Genomic DNA, 16385 nt, shown 5'->3' on the forward strand with positions numbered 1-16385 from the left:
GTGTCGAAGGTTCGAGTCCTTCATGGCTCATCCCAAACAGAAAGTCATCACCTTAGGGTGGTGGCTTTTTTTGTGTTTTATGGTTGTATTATAGCAGCGCGCTACTGAAGCGATTAACATAACATAAGAGAATATGCTAAAATAGGCGAAAAGAGCAAAAGTGGTGGAGCATGGTGACTATGGATAGTGAGACATTGCGGAAAAAATTAGAGCAGCTCACCGGAAAGAGAACCGGAATCAAGCAGTTAGGGAGGCAACATTCAGCTTCTCTTTTTAGCATGGGATTAGAAGGACAGGATCAGCTGGTAATCCATGAGGGTCATCTCTGGGCACCTTTGTATGAGAGTGACGGACGTATAACCGCTGTTTGGGTAGAAATGGAGGGGCTTACCTCTCTGGAAGTACAACTGGTCAACTACGCAGTTCGAAATTTTGCTATTGCACTTAAAGCTACAGGGCTTAGAGAAGAAGGTGAAGTGGAGGCGCGGCAGCTTGGCGCTTGGTTAAACACGGAGCTAGAGCAAGAGAAGAATGACACTGAAATTCCCGATGAGATCACCCTAAAGGGACGTCTGTTCGGAGATATGATTCCATTCCTCCTTAGTAGTGAGATTGCGCATAGTCCACAGATCTCTTACCGTTCACTGATGAAATTACTGCGCAGCTATTTTGAGAACGAAATTCTGCTCATTCCCCTTCAAGAGAAGGAATGGTTAATATTAGCTCGTAAAGAATTACTTACGGGCGGGGATGATAAGGATGATGAAGAAGAGAGTGTAGATGATCTTCTAGCACAGACTAGTATGGGGTTACATGAGCTGATAGCTAGTGAATGGGTAGGGGTATTCCATTTGGCAGTAGCTCCAGCTATGGTCCCTGTTAAGGGATTGACTGGATCTGTAGCTCTGCTCAGGGAGACCATTGTACTGGGTCGTATTTTTCAAGTAGGAGAGTATATTCATTTACCTTGGGAGCTGCATTTGGAACGTCTGGTTAACAGCATTCCTGATGTACGCCGCAAACAGTTGCTTGGACAAATTGGTGACTATTCCTCTGTACTATCAGATAAAGAAATGCTGCTGACTTTGGAGACTTTTTTTGAGATGGACTGTAATGTAAGTGAAACCGCCAAGAAGTTGTATATCCATCGGAATACGCTGCTCTACCGTCTGGATAAGATAAAACAAGAGACCGGAGCAGATGTACGAAGCTTTGGGGACGCTGCTATTGTGAAGCTTACTATGCTTTTGTATAAAGTGACGAAAAGGAAATAGGTTTTTTGTGAACCTTACAAATAGCCATAGTGTCCCGACTGGGGTAATATAAATGTACAAGGAAGCAGAATTTTTATATTAACTAATTAATAATTAACTCGAGGGGGAAATACAATGGCAGGCGTACGTTTAGAGCATATTTTCAAAAAATACCCGGGTTCAGATAAAGCAACAGTAATCGATATCAATCTTGATATTAAAGATAAGGAATTTCTAGTATTGGTTGGACCTTCCGGTTGCGGTAAATCCACAACTTTGCGTATGATCGCTGGTTTGGAAGAAATCTCCGAAGGTAAAATGTACATTGGCGATCGTGTAGTTAATGACGTTGCACCTAAAGACCGCGATATCGCGATGGTATTCCAATCCTACGCCCTGTATCCGCATATGAGCGTATACCAAAACATGGCTTTCGGTTTGAAACTTCGTAAAGTGAAGAAGGATGAAATCGACAAGAAAGTTCGCGAAGCTGCTAAAATTCTTGATATCGAGCATTTGCTAGATCGTAAACCAAAAGCGCTTTCCGGTGGTCAACGCCAACGTGTCGCTTTGGGACGCGCTATCGTACGTGATCCACAAGTCTTCTTGATGGATGAGCCTCTTTCCAACTTGGATGCTAAACTTCGTGGTCAAATGCGTGCTGAAATCACTAAACTGGTTAAGCGCCTTGAAACTACTTGTATCTACGTAACGCATGACCAAACAGAAGCAATGACAATGGGTGATCGCATCGTAGTTATGTATGATGGTATCATTCAACAAGCAGCTTCCCCTGAAGAGTTGTACAATGAACCTACAAACTTGTTCGTAGCTGGATTTATCGGATCCCCTACAATGAACTTTATCAATGGTACTTTGTCCGAAGTGAGCGGTTCTATCCGTTTCCGTGCTGAGAACCTTGATGTTGAAGTACCAGGCGGAAAAGCTCAAATCATCCGCAACAAAGGCTACATCGGTAAAGAAGTAATCATGGGCGTTCGTCCAGAAGATATCCATGAAGAGCCAGTATTCTTGGAAGCTTCCCCGAACACAATTTTCACTTCATTGGTTGATGTTACTGAGAACCTTGGTCACGAAATGCTCCTTTACTTGAGCGGCCTTGGTAAATCTACTGTAATCGCTCGTGTAGATGGACGTTCCACTACTCGCGAAGGCAGCAAGCCTAAATTGGCTATTGATATGAACAAAGTTCACTTCTTTGATAAAGAATCCGAAGCTAACATTTTGTTGGGATAAGATTGTAAAGATCTTTTCTCTCTTGATAAAGCCACCCGAAAGGGTGGCTTTATTGTTTAGATGGACCCTGTTTGGTTAGGTGCTAAGATTGCATTCATAAGCGTTATCAATTAAGATAGCAGGAGAATTACCTCCGGAATGTAAAGAGATCACTGCCAACCGGACGCAGTAAGCGGACAAATACCGCAGGTGACGAAAGGACGAACTTACATGGCTAAGAAAGTAAAAGTATCTGAATTGGTACAGCATTTTCAATTAGAGGTTATTTCCGGCCAGGAAGGTCTAAAGAGACCCATTACGGTCGATGACCTGAATCGCCCTGGACTAGAGATTGCTGGTTATTTTGAATATTATCCAGAAGAACGTGTTCAATTGCTAGGCAAGACAGAACTCGCTTTTTTCTCCATGCTGCCCGAAGCTGAGCGGAAAAGTCGACTTCGTGGAATTTGCAATGATAACACACCTTGTATTGTCATTACACGTGGTTTGGATGTGCCTCAGGAGTTAATTGACATCAGTAATGAAAAGGCCCTTCCTGTGCTTCGCAGCTCGATGGCTACGACTATTTTTTCCAGCCGTTTGACTAGCTTCTTAGAAGGGAAATTGGCCCCAACGGCGACGATCCATGGCGTACTTTGTGATGTATATGGTGTAGGTATGCTAATTACGGGTAGTAGCGGGATTGGTAAAAGTGAAACAGCCCTTGAACTTGTAAAGCGCGGTCATCGATTGATTGCTGATGATGCAGTGGAAATCCGTCAGACTTCAGATAACCAGCTGCATGGTACAGCCCCTGAGTTAATCCGTCATTTACTGGAGATCCGTGGAGTAGGTATCATTAATGTAATGACACTTTTTGGTGCGGGTGCTATTCGTAATCATAAACGGATTACACTTGTTGTTAGATTGGAAGCTTGGCAGCAAGACAAGCAGTATGATCGACTTGGACTTGATGAGGAAACGACACGGATTATTGACACAGATGTTCCGCTTGTAACGATTCCCGTACGCCCGGGACGTAACCTTGCAGTTATTATAGAGGTTGCAGCGATGAACTATCGCCTGAAACAAATGGGCTTTAATGCAGCCTTGCAGTTCACGAATAAGCTAACTGCGACCATATCCGAAGATATGGATGATCTCGATTAGGAGTGTGAGAGAATGTTCCCATTAGCACTAAATCCTATTGTCTTCTCAATTGGATCACTGCAAGTACACTGGTACGGATTAATACTGGGTTTCGGTGCACTCGCGGGGTTATTTCTTGCGATCCGCGAGGGCAAACGGTTTGGTATACCACAAGAATTCTTTATGGATATGCTGCTGCTAGGTGTGCCCTCGGCCATTATTGGAGCACGGATTTACTTTGTAGCGTTTAAATGGGAGGATTATAAGGATAATTTAATAGATGTCTTTAAGATCTGGAACGGTGGCATCGCTATCTACGGTGCTTTAATTGGAGCCATTATTTGTGGGATTATTTATTTCCGCTATAAAGGGTACCCCTTCTGGCGTATCGTTGATATTTGTGCTCCTGGACTACTTGCGGGTCAAATGATTGGACGCTGGGGGAACTTTGTCAACCAAGAGGCATACGGCAGCGTGGTTGAAGAGTCATTCTTGCGGGATAAACTGCATTTACCTGACTTCATTGTGAATCAAATGTACATAGGGGATGCTTTTCATCATCCGACCTTCTTGTATGAATCTCTTTGGAGCTTACTGGGTATCGCGCTACTCATGGTCCTTCGTCGCCAGAAGTTTGTGCGTGCCGGTGAGATCTTCATGTCTTACTTTATATGGTATTCTATCGGTCGTTTCTTCATTGAAGCTATACGTACAGACAGCTTGGCGTTTAATGGAAGCGCAGGCTTGGCATCCTTTATGAATGGATTGTGGAAACCGATGGAATGGCTAGGTTTTGAGCAAGGATACTTGGACCCAAGCTATGGAAATATCCGCATTTCTCAGCTGCTTGCGCTGCTGATCATCGTCGCAGCTGTACTGCTTATCATTATTCGTAGGGTCACCGGAGAGTCAAAAGCACATTATTCTGATCCTATTGTATGTACTAAACCGATCAAAGCAGATACTATAGTGCCTGAAAGCGCAGTAAATACACCGCAGAAAGCTCGTCACGGGGCTCAACCTGAGCAAGGACAGCCTGCGGATGGAGATAAGAAGGAGCAGTAAAGCTTATGATAGAATGCGTTCTTTTTGATCTAGATGGAACGATTGTCGATACAAATGAGCTAATTATTAGTTCGTTTATGTACGCGCTGAAGGACAATGGTCTAGCTCCACTCACTAGGGAAGAGATTATTCCGCATATGGGCACAACCCTTCAGCAACAGATGAGAGTCTTCTCTGGACTTGAGGATGTAAGTGGTGCGCTTGAGAAATCCTACCGTTCTTATAATTATGAACATCACGATGCGTTAGTACGCCCCTTTCCTCAAGTGAATGAGACAATGGAAGAGCTCTTACGTCGTGGAATTAAAATGGGGATTGTGACCACAAAAATTCGTCCAACAACGATTAAATCGCTTGAGATGTTTGATTTGCTAAAGTACATGGATACGATTGTGACAGTGAACGATGTTACTGAACCAAAGCCACATCCTGAGCCTGTTCTGACAGCAGTCAATAACCTTGGCGTTGATCCTCGTAAAACTCTTATGGTGGGTGACAGTACGGTTGATATTCAGTCAGCAAAAGCTGCCGGCGTATATGCGGCTGGAGTATCGTGGTCATTGAAAGGCGAAGAGACTCTCCGCAAGTATGATCCCGACTATATTATCCATAACATGAAGGATATTATAGAAATAGTGGAGCGAGGAACGAGTGAATCGTGAGAAACGTAACCCGATATCCTGTAGAAGGTCATAACTCACTTTGGTACATTTACCGTACGGTCAGCCCGTGGAAGGGTGTCCGCAACTTTATTTTTATTCAGATTGCCCGTTATTGTCCGATTCTACCGTTAAAGAACTGGATCTATCGTCGGATTCTCGGGATGAAGGTAGGCAAGCATACCTCCTTCGGTCTGATGGCGATGGTGGATGTATTTTTTCCGGAAAAAATAACGGTGGGTGAGAACTCTATTATCGGTTATAACACGACGATTCTGGCGCATGAGTATTTAATCAAGGAATATCGCCTGGGTGAAGTAGTGATTGGTGAAAATGTATTGATTGGCGCGAATACAACGATTCTTCCCGGTGTAACCATTGGTGATTGGGCAGTTGTTGCCGCTGGATCAGTAGTACACAAGAACGTGGCGGCTGGCTCTTTTGTAGGAGGCAATCCACTGCGAGAGCTACGCCCAGCTTCATCGGAATATTCTTCGGAACAAGTATAAAAGATGCTTCGTAAACCCTGCAGTTTCATATTGCGTTTTTTTAGCGCAGGATCTGCAGGGTTTCTTGCGTCTTGGAGAAGCTTATTAAGAAAACTTTAAGATCTTCTTAAGTTTTTTATTCGGATGTAGACGGTATAATTAGCCTTAGTTATCACGTAAATCCCACGCTAGGCATTCAGCTTCAAATATCAGAATGTAAATTCAGCAAGTGCAGACTTCCTGGTATGTTCAGTTTCCACATTCCGCTTAGCGTCTCTATGAACAACCATCATAGTAGAGAAGAGGAATTTAATATGAATACTGTGAGACAGGAAAGGCTGCCCCAGCTGGATATTTTCAGAGCCCTAGCTATATTAGGAGTACTGCATGTGCATGCCTCATCTTTTGCTGCTGGAGAGCAGGCACTGCATTCTCCTTATTATTACTGGCTGAACTGGATTAACATTTTCTTTAAATTCGGCACGCCCTCATTTATTTTCCTTAGCAGCTTCGTATTGTTTTATAATTATTATGGTCGTCCTGTGACATGCAGCTTGATCATTAATTTCTACCGTCGGCGATTAAAGTACATCTTGCTGCCTTATTTGCTAGCTTCTATGGGCTATTATGCACTAAGTCTATATGTTAACGGACGATTGATGCAGAACTTTGGAGACAACTTGTTAAGCTTTTCTAGAGCATTATTCTCGGGTTCCGCATATGCGCATTTGTATTTTGTCTTTATTAGCATTCAATTTTATTTACTTTTTCCAGTGCTGCTTAAGCTAATGCAGAGTTCCCGCTTCTTAATTAAATGGGCGATACCGGTGGGTTTGGCGCTTCAGTGGGGTTTTATTTTTTGGAATAAGTACGAGCTGCATATTGTTGAAAAAGGGAGCTTGGCGATCTCCTACCTGGCTTATTATATGATGGGTGCTTTTATCGCGATTCACTTTGATAAGGTAAAGATATGGCTGATGAAGCCATGGAGGGAACAATCTGCCGCTCAGAAGGGATGGACTACCTTGCTGGTATCCTCATGGTTGATTGCAGCCTTTATCCATGTGCAGCTATGGTATGTAGCCCGCCATTTTGGGGTGTGGACAGATTCGCTGTGGTACGAGCTATTATGGAATGTCCATACGATGTTATCAGCATTGGTTCTGTTGTACGCTACATTTTTGCTTTATCGTAAGGCTCCTCATGTAATCGTTGCTTCCTTGACTCGTTTAGGTGAGCTGTCATTTGCAATTTATTTGATTCATCCGTTATTGCTGGCGATCTATCGCAGGTTCCGATACCATATTCCCCTAGAGTCGCTAACTTATGTTTTCTTCATCTATGGAGGACTTGTAGTTGCACTGGGAGGAAGCTGGTTCATGGTGCAGTTTGCTTTTCGCCGAATTCCTCAGTCATGGATCTTCTTGGGAAGTGTTCCTCGGTCTCTAGAGTCTAAATCCAAGGTAACGTCAGGACATGCCTCGGAGGAGATGAGGAAGGTTAATACTTGAATAAGGCATCATTTCGATGCAGAGCTTAACAGGAGGAAAGATAATGAGACAAAAAGAAAGAATTCCGCAGCTGGATATTTTTCGGGCGATTGCTATTTTTGCAGTGCTAGCGATTCATGCTACCTCGAGAACGTTGGCGGAGACACTAGGTACCAACATGTTTCATCCGTTCTTATTTATTAATAAATTCAGCCAGTTCGCTGTACCTTCATTCATATTTTTGAGCGGGTTCGTGCTGTTCTATAACTATATTGATCGTCCACTGGGCGGAAAGACGCTGGGGAAATTCTACAGTAGAAGGCTGCTTTATATTATTGTGCCTTATGTACTATTCTCGCTGCTGTATTTCGCATTAAAAATGACAGCGGGGCATACATGGAGCTTACCTCCAGGGGAGATGGCTTCTAAGCTTTGGAAGTATTTATGGACAGGAACGGCATACACGCATTTGTATTATATTATTATCATTATACAGTTTTACGTATTATTTCCGCTCATTTTGTGGTGTCTGCAAAAGGTTCGTCGTCTGGCGGCTTGGGCACCGCTAATCGGATTGGTTCTACAATGGGGTTTTGTGCTGCTGAATAAATACATGACTAATAACGGGTATTGGCAGTTGTCCAAGGGCAGTCTGGCAATCACTTATTTCTCGTATTTCTTGCTGGGTGCTGGGATTGCAGTATACTATCCTTCTTTGAAAAAATGGCTGGTACCTTCACGTGAAGGTTGGCGCGCTGGTAAAGGTCCGGTATGGATTACATTGTGGTTGTTGTGGATCGTAGCAGGGGTTGTTCATGTTGAGCTATGGTTTAACAACTATACGAAGAAAACAGTCATCAATAGTTTATGGTATGAGGGATTCTCTAACCTTCATGCGCTACTCTCTTGTGTGGTGTTGCTACAAGTCTCCTTCTTATTGTACGGAGCGGGCCGAAGCTTGCTCACAAGACTGTTGTTATCTGCCGGAGCCTGCTCTTTCGGAATCTATTTGCTGCATCCGTTACTGCTATTTTTCTATAGAAAAATACCGTTCCACGGAGGTTCTCTTGCATATACCGCAGCGATTGCTGGCGGCTGGCTCTTTGCGCTATTAGGCTCATGGCTCGTTGTAGCTTTGGCCTTCCGATATATTAAACCAGCTTGGATTATCTTCGGATCAGGTCCGCAGAAAGCGAAAACCATATCCAAAGGCGTGTAACTTCCTTATGCGCAAATGGCAATAAAAAAGCGTCGGTCTTCCACCATAGGGTGGCTTGATCGACGCTTTTTTGATTCTTATGCTTGCCGCTGAAATTCTGCAATGGCTTGATACTGGCTTTCGAGACTACGGTAGACAGAAATATAAATGGGTAGTAGCTGTTTGTATATTTTGGTATGTTCCTCCATTGGATCATGTTTATAGGTTGAACCAATCATGTCAAACACCACATCAAAGGAATCTACGCGACCCGTAGCGTAAAGGCCAAGCACGACGGCTCCAAGGCAGGAGCTTTCAATGCTCTCCGGAATGACAACCTCCTGATCAAAGATATCAGCCATCATCTGCCGCCACACCGAAGAGCGGGCGAAGCCGCCTGTGGCTAGGATTCTGCTTGGGCGCCCGATTTGCTCCTCCATAGCAAGAAGAACCATGTACATATTGAAGATTACGCCCTCAAGTACTGACCGAATCATATGTTCTTTATGGTGATTCATGGTAAGGCCAAAAAAGGAGCCGCGGGCATCCGGATTCCACAATGGCGCCCGTTCACCAGTTAAGTAGGGATGAAATAATAGTCCGCCGCTGCCTGGAGGAACTTGCTCCGCAATGCGGGTCAGTACCTCATAGGGGTCAATGCCAAGACGTTTGGCAGTTTCGACTTCAGAAGCGGCAAATTCGTCTCGTACCCACCGGAACAGCATACCGCCATTATTGACCGGTCCTCCGACTACCCAATGATTTGGGGTAAGGTTATAACAGAAGGTCCGTCCTTTGGGGTCCGTAAGCGGGTGATCTACTACGGTACGAATGGCTCCGCTGGTTCCAATCGTAGCGGCTACTACACCAGGTTCAATGGCACCTACGCCGAGATTGGACAGGACGCCGTCACTGGCGCCAATAACAAATGGGGTTGTTGGGAGCAGCAGAAGTTCCTCAGCTAGACCAGGGAGCAGCCCTTGCATGATCTGCGTGGTGGGAACAAGCCGCGAGAGTTGATCCGTTGTAATATGAGCAATCTCCAAAGCTTCTTTATCCCACTCCAGATTCTCCAGATTGAGCATGCCTGTGGAAGAGGCAATGGAATGATCGATGACGTATTCGCCAAACAATCTTGCGAATATGTATTCTTTTATGGAAATAAACTTATAAGTTTGCTGGAACACGTCAGGCTGCTCTTCGCGAAGCCACATTAGCTTGGTGATCGGAGACATTGGGTGTATAGGTGTGCCTGTGCGCAGATATAATTCATGGCCGTTTAGCTCATCCTTCAAGCGAACCGCGCATCCGGCACTGCGATTATCAGCCCATGTGATGCAGGCAGTTAGGGCTTTACCCAGTTTATCGACGGCGATGACACTGTGCATGGCGGAACTGAAGGAGACAAATAGAATCTTATCCGCAGGTACACCGCTTTGCCGCATAACTTCAGAAATAGTATGGAAGACAGCACTTAGGATTTGCTCTGGGTCTTGCTCTGCTATTGAGGGTGAGGGCTGATGTAAAGGATATCCTACATTAGCTTGTGCAGCTATGGCTCCTTTTTCCTCGAACAGAACTGCTTTGGTACTTGTAGTTCCAATATCAACGCCAATCATATAGGATTTAGTCACGCATTAGCCCTTCTTTCTAGTTGTAAGTAGATTTTTAGAACACTAATTACAGAATTATGAAGTACAATCATATTAGCTCATTATAGTATTGGATAAACGTGGAGGCAAAATAAAGGGATTCTCAAGTATTCGTTCGAAGTACATAAGTATTAATTCAGATTCAGATTCTCCTTGCGAGAAATTCAACCTAGATGGACAAGCTTAATCATACAAGCATTTGAAATGAAGTTGTAGCTTTATCCCGTTGGATTGACGAAAAAGCGGTGAACATGATACGATGTTAAAAACACTTTAATTTGCTACCACTTTACCATAGTAAAGTAAATATAGATATTATTTAATGATAACTGACGAGGTGAACAATGAAGATGTCCAAACCAAAGGGATTTGAGAAGCCGTCTGGCGTTCGGGACTATCTGCCCCGGGCTGTAACGAAATTGCGCAAAATTGAGAATGATGTCCTGCATTGCATGAGTCGCTGGGGTTATCAGCAAATGATGACTCCGACGCTAGAATATTACGATACAGTTGGCGTGGCTAGCTCCACGTCCGACCAGAAGCTCTATAAATTGCTTAATAACCGTGGTCAGGCTTTGGTGCTTCGGTCAGAAATGACGGCTCCGGTCGCCCGTGTGGTTGCATCTCTTTTGAAGGATGAGCCATTACCGTTGCGGTTATCCTATCACGCTAATGTTTTCCGTGCCATTGAGGAAGAAGCAGGGCGGGAAGCGGAGTTCTTCCAGACAGGAGTCGAGCTGGTAGGTGATGATTCACCTGAGGCCGATGCTGAAGTAGTGGCGCTCGCGATTTCATCGCTACAGGCTGCGGGTGTGAAATCTTTTAAAATCGCTATGGGGCATGTAGGCTTTCTGAATGGTTTATTTCAAGAGGTGCTTCCGGAATTGCCGGAGGCTCAGGAGGAGCTGAAGAGTCATTTATTGGGCCGTGACTACGTCTCTTTTCGGGAGACCTTACGCCGGCTGGATCTGACAGAAGCTCAGAAGAATGAACTGGATGGACTGTTACGTCTGCGTGGAGGCAAGGAGATTTGTGGACAGGCGCTGGAGCTTAGCGATCATCCGCTTGCCCGTCATTCGATAGATCATTTATGCAAGGTATGGGAGGTGCTGGTCTCTTACGGCGTATCACAGCATGTGCTGATCGATCTGACGATGATCGGAGACTTTTCCTATTATACAGGGATGACTTTTGAAGGCTATGCAGCGGAATTAGGGTTTCCGGTATGTAGTGGAGGCAGATATGATAATCTCCTTCAGCAGTTTGGGCGTCCGATCCCTTCCACAGGTTTTTCTTTAAAAACAAATCGTATTCTCGATGGAGTGGCCGGATCAAACGAAGAGGAAGAGCTACCTATCTTGATCCAATACGATGCTACTCGCAGAAAAGAAGGTCTGAAAGAGGCAATACGCTTGCGGTCGGAAGGTCACGCAGTAGTGACTAGACTGGCAGCAGGTCCAGAAGAGCTTGAAACGGTGAAGCGTCTAGATACGGACACGGTTGAAGCAGATGGTGTGCGGTACGGCGAAATCTATACCTTTGTATCTTTTGTAAGTGAGCATGGCTGAGATATCGCTAGCAAGAATGAGCGGCTAAGATAAATTTTGCATGGAGATGGAAAAGGAGGCAACTTAACGATGGCACAGATTTTGAAGGTCGCTATGCCAAAGGGTCGGATTTACGAAAAGGCTGCTGAGCTGTTCCGCCAGGCAGGTCTTCCGATTCCACCGGATGGTGAGGCATCCCGCAAGCTTGTTATTCCGCTGCCTGAGGCAGGGATGGAGTTTATATTAGCGAAACCAGTAGATGTACCTACATATGTAGAATATGGTGTGGCGGACATTGGAATCGTGGGCAAGGACGTATTGCTGGAAGAAGATCGTGATGTATACGAGCTGCTTGATCTTGGCATCGCTCGATGCCGGATGTCGATCATCGGATTGCCGAACTGGCAGCCGGGAATTCAGCAGCGTGTAGCGACGAAATATCCGAATGTAGCATCGAAGTATTTCCGGGAGCAGGGACAGCAGGTTGAGGTCGTGAAGCTGAATGGTTCCATTGAGCTTGCGCCGCTGATTGGTCTCGCCGATCGTATCGTGGATATGGTAGAGACCGGCCAAACGCTAAGGGATAACGGATTAATTGAAATGAAGAGTATATTCGAAATTACGAGCCGCCTTGTGGCGAATCGTGTGAGCTATCGGATGAAAAATGAAGAGATACAGCAGCTGTGTGACCGACTACAGGCGGTTATAAGGGAACCAAATTTGCGGTAGGTGACAGATGTTAAGGGGTAAAGGGAGGAACCGGCGATGAAGGTTGTATCGAGCAAGGATTTTAAGCTAGAGCGAGAAGTCGAGTATGGAACGCCAGAGCAAAATCAGGCGGTAAAGGAAATTGTATCCGCGATTAAAAAAGAAGGAGACACGGCGCTTCTTCGCTACACGGAGCAATTTGATCGGGTCACGCTCACGCCGAATCAGCTGCGGGTAACGCCGGAAGAGCTTCGGGCGGCGTATGGCCGAGTAGAAGAATCCTTCGTATCCGCTATTCAAGCGGCAGCAGCCAATATCCGGGCTTTTCATGCTAGACAGAAACGGAATTCGTGGATGGACTTGCAGCCCGATGGCACGATTCTGGGACAGATTATTCGTCCGCTGAAGCGGGTAGGGGTATATGTTCCTGGTGGTAAGGCGGCTTATCCTTCCTCGGTGCTGATGAACGTGATCCCTGCGCAGATCGCAGGCGTGCCAGAGATCGTTATGGTCACTCCGCCATCCACTGGCGGCAAAGAGGGGATTGATCCTTACATCCTGGTTGCTGCCGCAGAAGCAGGTGTGAATGAGATCTACCGTGTGGGCGGAGCACAGGCGGTAGCTGCTTTGGCTTTTGGGACGGAGAGCATAGCACCGGTAGATAAGATTTGTGGACCCGGCAACATATACGTTGCGCTGGCGAAACGCGAGGTATATGGCGCCGTGGACATCGACAGTATCGCGGGACCAAGCGAGATTGTCGTGCTCGCAGACGAGACCGCTGAGCCGGCCTATGTCGCAGCGGATCTGCTCTCGCAGGCCGAGCATGACGAGATGGCCTCGGCGATTCTAGTCACGCCATCGCAGAGCTTGGCGGATGGCGTGGCTGCTGAAGTGGAGCGTCAGCTTCAAGAACTGCCGCGTCAGGCGATCGCCCGTTCATCCGTAGAGAATTACGGTGCGATCATTGTTGTGGAATCTATGGAGGAGGGAATCTCCCTAGTGAATCGTTTGGCACCAGAGCATCTAGAGATCGTTGTCGAGGATCCAATGGGCCTTGTGGGCAGCATCGAGAATGCTGGAGCAATCTTCCTGGGAGCGTATAGCTCAGAGCCTGTAGGCGACTATTTTGCCGGACCCAATCATATTATCCCGACCAATGGTACGGCACGCTTCTCATCGCCAGTGGATGTGGATGATTTTATAAAAAAATCAAGTCTGATCTATTACAGTAAAGAAGCCCTCCTGCGGGATGGGAAGACCATTATAGAGCTGGCACGTCGCGAAGGGTTAGAAGGCCACGCACGAGCTATTGAGATTCGACTCAAGAACGAAGGAAAAGGTGGAGACGGATATGGAGAATAATAATGAACAGGCCTTGCGCCAAGCAGGATTAAGCCGCAAAACAAACGAGACGGATATCAAGCTGGCTCTTAATGTAGATGGAAGTGGAGTTTCCGAGCTGGAGACGGATGTTCCTTTTCTGAATCATATGCTGAATCTGTTCACGAAGCACGGCCAGTTTGACCTGTCAGTACAGGCCCGTGGAGATATCGAAATTGATGATCACCACACGGTTGAAGACATTGGGATCTGCCTAGGTCAAGCGCTGCACGAAGCACTGGGTGATAAAAAAGGAATTAAACGTTATGCGAGTGTTTTTGTACCGATGGATGAGGCGTTGGCGCAGGTTGTGATCGATATCAGCAATCGCCCACACTTTGAATATCGTGCAACGTATCCTTCGCAGCAGGTGGGCAGCTTTTCGACGGAGCTTGTTCAGGAATTCTTATGGAAGTTCGCGCTGGAAGCCCGGATTACGCTGCATGTGATCGTACACTACGGTTCTAACACACATCACATGATTGAAGCTGTATTCAAGGCGCTCGGACGGGCACTCGATGAAGCGACACTAATTGATCCACGTGTAAAGGGTGTGCCTTCTACGAAGGGAGTGCTGTAGCATGACTGTTGCAATCGTCGATTATGGCATGGGCAACCTGCACAGTGTGAGCAAGGCGGTAGAACGCCTCGGTTGTGAGTGTGAAGTGACGGGGGAAGCCGAGCGAATTCTCGCTGCTGATAGTGTCATTCTGCCGGGTGTCGGTGCATTTGGCGATGCGATGGAGCAGCTGCGGGAAAGTGGCTTGGATCTTGTGGTTAAACAGGTAGCTGCCGGAACACAGCCGCTGCTTGGCATTTGTCTCGGCATGCAGCTGCTGTTTAGCAGCAGTGAAGAGCATGGCAGCCATGAGGGTCTTGATATTCTCTCAGGCTCGGTGGTGCGATTTGCTCCTAGAGTTGGCTATAAAGTGCCACATATGGGTTGGAATAAGCTGAGCTTCACACAACCTCAAAGTCCGCTGTTTGCAGGTCTCGATGAGGGGCATGTGTATTTCGTCCACTCCTATCACGCACTTGTAGCGAATAAGAGTGATCTGTTGGCAGTCACCGATTATGGTTACCCAGTTACAGCTATCGTGGGCCAGGATAATGTATTCGGCATGCAGTTTCATCCGGAAAAAAGCGGAGAGCTGGGAATGAAGCTGCTGGGTAATTTCTTGAAATTAAAGGGAGAGCGGACGTAAGCCGCGCTATAAATATAATGTAACGAAAGTGGGGAGCGCCAAATGTCTTCTTTTATTGTATATCCGGCGATTGATATCCGGGATGGAAAATGTGTCAGGCTGCAACAAGGGGATTACAGTCAGGAAACGATATACAATGATAGTCCACTGAAGGTGGCCAAATCTTGGGAAGAGCAAGGCGGAAAATTCATTCATTTGGTGGATTTAGACGGGGCAAAAGCAGGTCATCCTGTGAATGATGCGATGATCGGCGCTATTGCTGCTAATGCTAACGTGCCTGTTCAGGTGGGCGGTGGCCTTCGTACTCTTGCGGACGTGGAAAAATTGCTCGGACTTGGTGTTAGCCGCGTTATTATCGGCACTGCTGCGATTAATGATCATGTTTTTACCGAAGCGGTATTGGCTAAATACGGTGATAAAGTAGCTATCGGCATTGATGCACGCAACGGTTATGTTGCCACACATGGCTGGTTGAATACCTCTGAGGTACGTGCTGAGGATCTGGCTAAGGAACTGGCTGCAAAAGGAGCAGAGACGTTCATTTACACCGATATCTCTCGCGACGGAATGATGCAGGGGCCGAACGTGGAGGGCATTGTGTCCATGGCGAAGGTCAGTGGTAAAACGGTGATCGCCTCCGGCGGAGTCACCAGTCTTGATGATCTGTTACGTCTGAGCATGCATAACGGCAGCGGTGTGGGCGGAGCTATTGTTGGCAAGGCGTTGTACACGGGCAATATTGATCTCTCCAAAGCTTTGCGGGCACTCGCACAGAAGTAGTGTTGCGTATGAGCTGCGTTAGTTGACGAACCTGACAAATAACTGACTAATAACTGACTAATTAATTCGTTCTTACTGTGCTAAAAATCTTATTAGAGGGTTTGGTTGTATTTTGTGCAATAGAACCCTTCTTAAAGGGCTTGAATGTTTATTTGATTGCACTTTATACAGTTGAAATAGTGATAAACCTTCGTTTTCGTGGATTTCTGGGAAATCTAATGCACGAAATACAATAGACGGCACAATTTGATTGTTTGAGGTTTACTCTATTGTACAGAGTGCAATAGAACGTCGAACTAGGTTAATAAACCTAAGCTATTGAGCGACTAAGGTGGTTTCAGCTAAAGTCTGATGTGGAATCTGTTGTAATAAGCTAATTAGGCGGCGGGATGGGCATTACGCCTTAGCTGGATGATATAAGAGTACTTCATACAACTATTGTTCCAATTAAGAGCATGTTTGCTAATTTAATTGTATTTCGTGCAGCTATAAATGAGAGTTGATCTTATTTCTAAGCTCATTTCCAGATTTAATTGTACGAAATGCAGTTAAACGCATGGTTTGCTGGATGG

At 45.9% G+C, this 16385-nt stretch carries 15 protein-coding genes; 14 read left to right on the plus strand and 1 reads right to left on the minus strand.

Annotation, left to right across the window (positions count from 1 at the left end; translation table 11 throughout):
• The first annotated feature begins 170 nt into the window (after positions 1-170).
• From CA598_RS20555 to CA598_RS20590, 8 genes are all read left to right on the plus strand, one after another.
• The gene (locus tag CA598_RS20555; protein WP_256989977.1) at positions 171-1274 is read left to right on the plus strand and encodes a PucR family transcriptional regulator; all 1104 of its coding nucleotides are present in this window, start codon (positions 171-173) and stop codon (positions 1272-1274) included.
• Positions 1275-1388: 114 nt separating this feature from the next.
• Positions 1389-2510, plus strand: coding sequence for an ABC transporter ATP-binding protein (locus CA598_RS20560; RefSeq protein WP_094873152.1), 1122 nt, complete (start codon positions 1389-1391; stop codon positions 2508-2510).
• 210 nt (positions 2511-2720) lie between these two features.
• Positions 2721-3659 (plus strand): HPr(Ser) kinase/phosphatase, encoded by a 939-nt coding sequence (gene hprK, locus CA598_RS20565; RefSeq protein WP_042123257.1) that lies wholly within the window; start codon positions 2721-2723, stop codon positions 3657-3659.
• A 12-nt stretch (positions 3660-3671) separates the two neighbouring features.
• Positions 3672-4703, plus strand: coding sequence for a prolipoprotein diacylglyceryl transferase (gene lgt / locus CA598_RS20570; protein WP_094873154.1), 1032 nt, complete (start codon positions 3672-3674; stop codon positions 4701-4703).
• Between the two features lie 5 nt (positions 4704-4708).
• Positions 4709-5365: a pyrophosphatase PpaX gene (gene ppaX / locus CA598_RS20575; RefSeq protein ID WP_094873155.1), complete on the plus strand. Its 657-nt coding sequence runs from the start codon at positions 4709-4711 to the stop codon at positions 5363-5365.
• Positions 5362-5871: an acyltransferase gene (locus CA598_RS20580; RefSeq protein ID WP_179283721.1), complete on the plus strand. Its 510-nt coding sequence runs from the start codon at positions 5362-5364 to the stop codon at positions 5869-5871. Before ppaX ends, CA598_RS20580 begins: the two co-directional genes overlap by 4 nt.
• A 293-nt stretch (positions 5872-6164) precedes the next feature.
• The gene (locus CA598_RS20585; RefSeq protein WP_094877708.1) at positions 6165-7361 is read left to right on the plus strand and encodes an acyltransferase; all 1197 of its coding nucleotides are present in this window, start codon (positions 6165-6167) and stop codon (positions 7359-7361) included.
• Positions 7362-7404: 43 nt separating this feature from the next.
• Positions 7405-8559, plus strand: coding sequence for an acyltransferase (locus CA598_RS20590; RefSeq protein WP_094873160.1), 1155 nt, complete (start codon positions 7405-7407; stop codon positions 8557-8559).
• 77 nt (positions 8560-8636) lie between these two features.
• Here CA598_RS20590 and gntK read toward each other — a convergent pair whose 3' ends face one another.
• A complete protein-coding gene (gntK, locus tag CA598_RS20595) occupies positions 8637-10157 on the minus strand; it encodes a gluconokinase (RefSeq protein ID WP_179283722.1) in 1521 nt (506 codons plus the stop codon).
• A 383-nt stretch (positions 10158-10540) separates the two neighbouring features.
• Between gntK and CA598_RS20600 the strand changes: the two genes are divergently transcribed.
• The 6 genes from CA598_RS20600 to hisA all read left to right on the plus strand — a co-directional run bounded on the left by CA598_RS20600 (position 10541) and on the right by hisA (position 15813).
• Complete coding sequence (locus tag CA598_RS20600; protein ID WP_094877731.1) at positions 10541-11758, plus strand: ATP phosphoribosyltransferase regulatory subunit; 1218 nt, start codon at positions 10541-10543, stop codon at positions 11756-11758.
• Between the two features lie 69 nt (positions 11759-11827).
• Complete coding sequence (gene hisG, locus CA598_RS20605) at positions 11828-12466, plus strand: ATP phosphoribosyltransferase (protein WP_094877711.1); 639 nt, start codon at positions 11828-11830, stop codon at positions 12464-12466.
• Between the two features lie 36 nt (positions 12467-12502).
• On the plus strand, positions 12503-13810 hold the full coding sequence (gene hisD / locus CA598_RS20610) for a histidinol dehydrogenase (protein WP_094877713.1): 1308 nt from the start codon (positions 12503-12505) through the stop codon (positions 13808-13810).
• Complete coding sequence (gene hisB, locus CA598_RS20615) at positions 13800-14408, plus strand: imidazoleglycerol-phosphate dehydratase HisB (protein ID WP_094877715.1); 609 nt, start codon at positions 13800-13802, stop codon at positions 14406-14408. The genes hisD and hisB overlap by 11 nt, the downstream gene beginning before the upstream one ends.
• Position 14409: 1 nt before the next feature.
• Entirely contained in the window at positions 14410-15033 is a 624-nt protein-coding gene (gene hisH / locus CA598_RS20620) for an imidazole glycerol phosphate synthase subunit HisH (protein WP_094877716.1), read from the plus strand.
• 42 nt (positions 15034-15075) lie between these two features.
• On the plus strand, positions 15076-15813 hold the full coding sequence (hisA, locus tag CA598_RS20625) for a 1-(5-phosphoribosyl)-5-[(5-phosphoribosylamino)methylideneamino]imidazole-4-carboxamide isomerase (protein WP_094877717.1): 738 nt from the start codon (positions 15076-15078) through the stop codon (positions 15811-15813).
• The last annotated feature ends 572 nt before the right edge of the window (positions 15814-16385 follow it).

It is taken from the genome of Paenibacillus sp. VTT E-133291 (genome assembly GCF_002264395.1).
Classification (GTDB): Bacteria; Bacillota; Bacilli; order Paenibacillales; family Paenibacillaceae; genus Paenibacillus_AQ; species Paenibacillus_AQ nitricinens.

Bases quoted from the DNA above. Each gene is read 5' to 3' on its own strand.
- CA598_RS20555 (WP_256989977.1), top strand. From the start codon at position 171: ATGGTGACTATGGATAGTGAGACATTGCGGAAAAAATTAGAGCAGCTC.
- CA598_RS20560 (WP_094873152.1), top strand. From the start codon at position 1,389: ATGGCAGGCGTACGTTTAGAGCATATTTTCAAAAAATACCCGGGTTCA.
- hprK (WP_042123257.1), top strand. From the start codon at position 2,721: ATGGCTAAGAAAGTAAAAGTATCTGAATTGGTACAGCATTTTCAATTA.
- lgt (WP_094873154.1), top strand. From the start codon at position 3,672: ATGTTCCCATTAGCACTAAATCCTATTGTCTTCTCAATTGGATCACTG.
- ppaX (WP_094873155.1), top strand. From the start codon at position 4,709: ATGATAGAATGCGTTCTTTTTGATCTAGATGGAACGATTGTCGATACA.
- CA598_RS20585 (WP_094877708.1), top strand. From the start codon at position 6,165: ATGAATACTGTGAGACAGGAAAGGCTGCCCCAGCTGGATATTTTCAGA.
- CA598_RS20590 (WP_094873160.1), top strand. From the start codon at position 7,405: ATGAGACAAAAAGAAAGAATTCCGCAGCTGGATATTTTTCGGGCGATT.
- gntK (WP_179283722.1), bottom strand. From the start codon at position 10,157: ATGATTGGCGTTGATATTGGAACTACAAGTACCAAAGCAGTTCTGTTC.
- CA598_RS20600 (WP_094877731.1), top strand. From the start codon at position 10,541: ATGTCCAAACCAAAGGGATTTGAGAAGCCGTCTGGCGTTCGGGACTAT.
- hisG (WP_094877711.1), top strand. From the start codon at position 11,828: ATGGCACAGATTTTGAAGGTCGCTATGCCAAAGGGTCGGATTTACGAA.
- hisD (WP_094877713.1), top strand. From the start codon at position 12,503: ATGAAGGTTGTATCGAGCAAGGATTTTAAGCTAGAGCGAGAAGTCGAG.
- hisB (WP_094877715.1), top strand. From the start codon at position 13,800: ATGGAGAATAATAATGAACAGGCCTTGCGCCAAGCAGGATTAAGCCGC.
- hisH (WP_094877716.1), top strand. From the start codon at position 14,410: ATGACTGTTGCAATCGTCGATTATGGCATGGGCAACCTGCACAGTGTG.
- hisA (WP_094877717.1), top strand. From the start codon at position 15,076: ATGTCTTCTTTTATTGTATATCCGGCGATTGATATCCGGGATGGAAAA.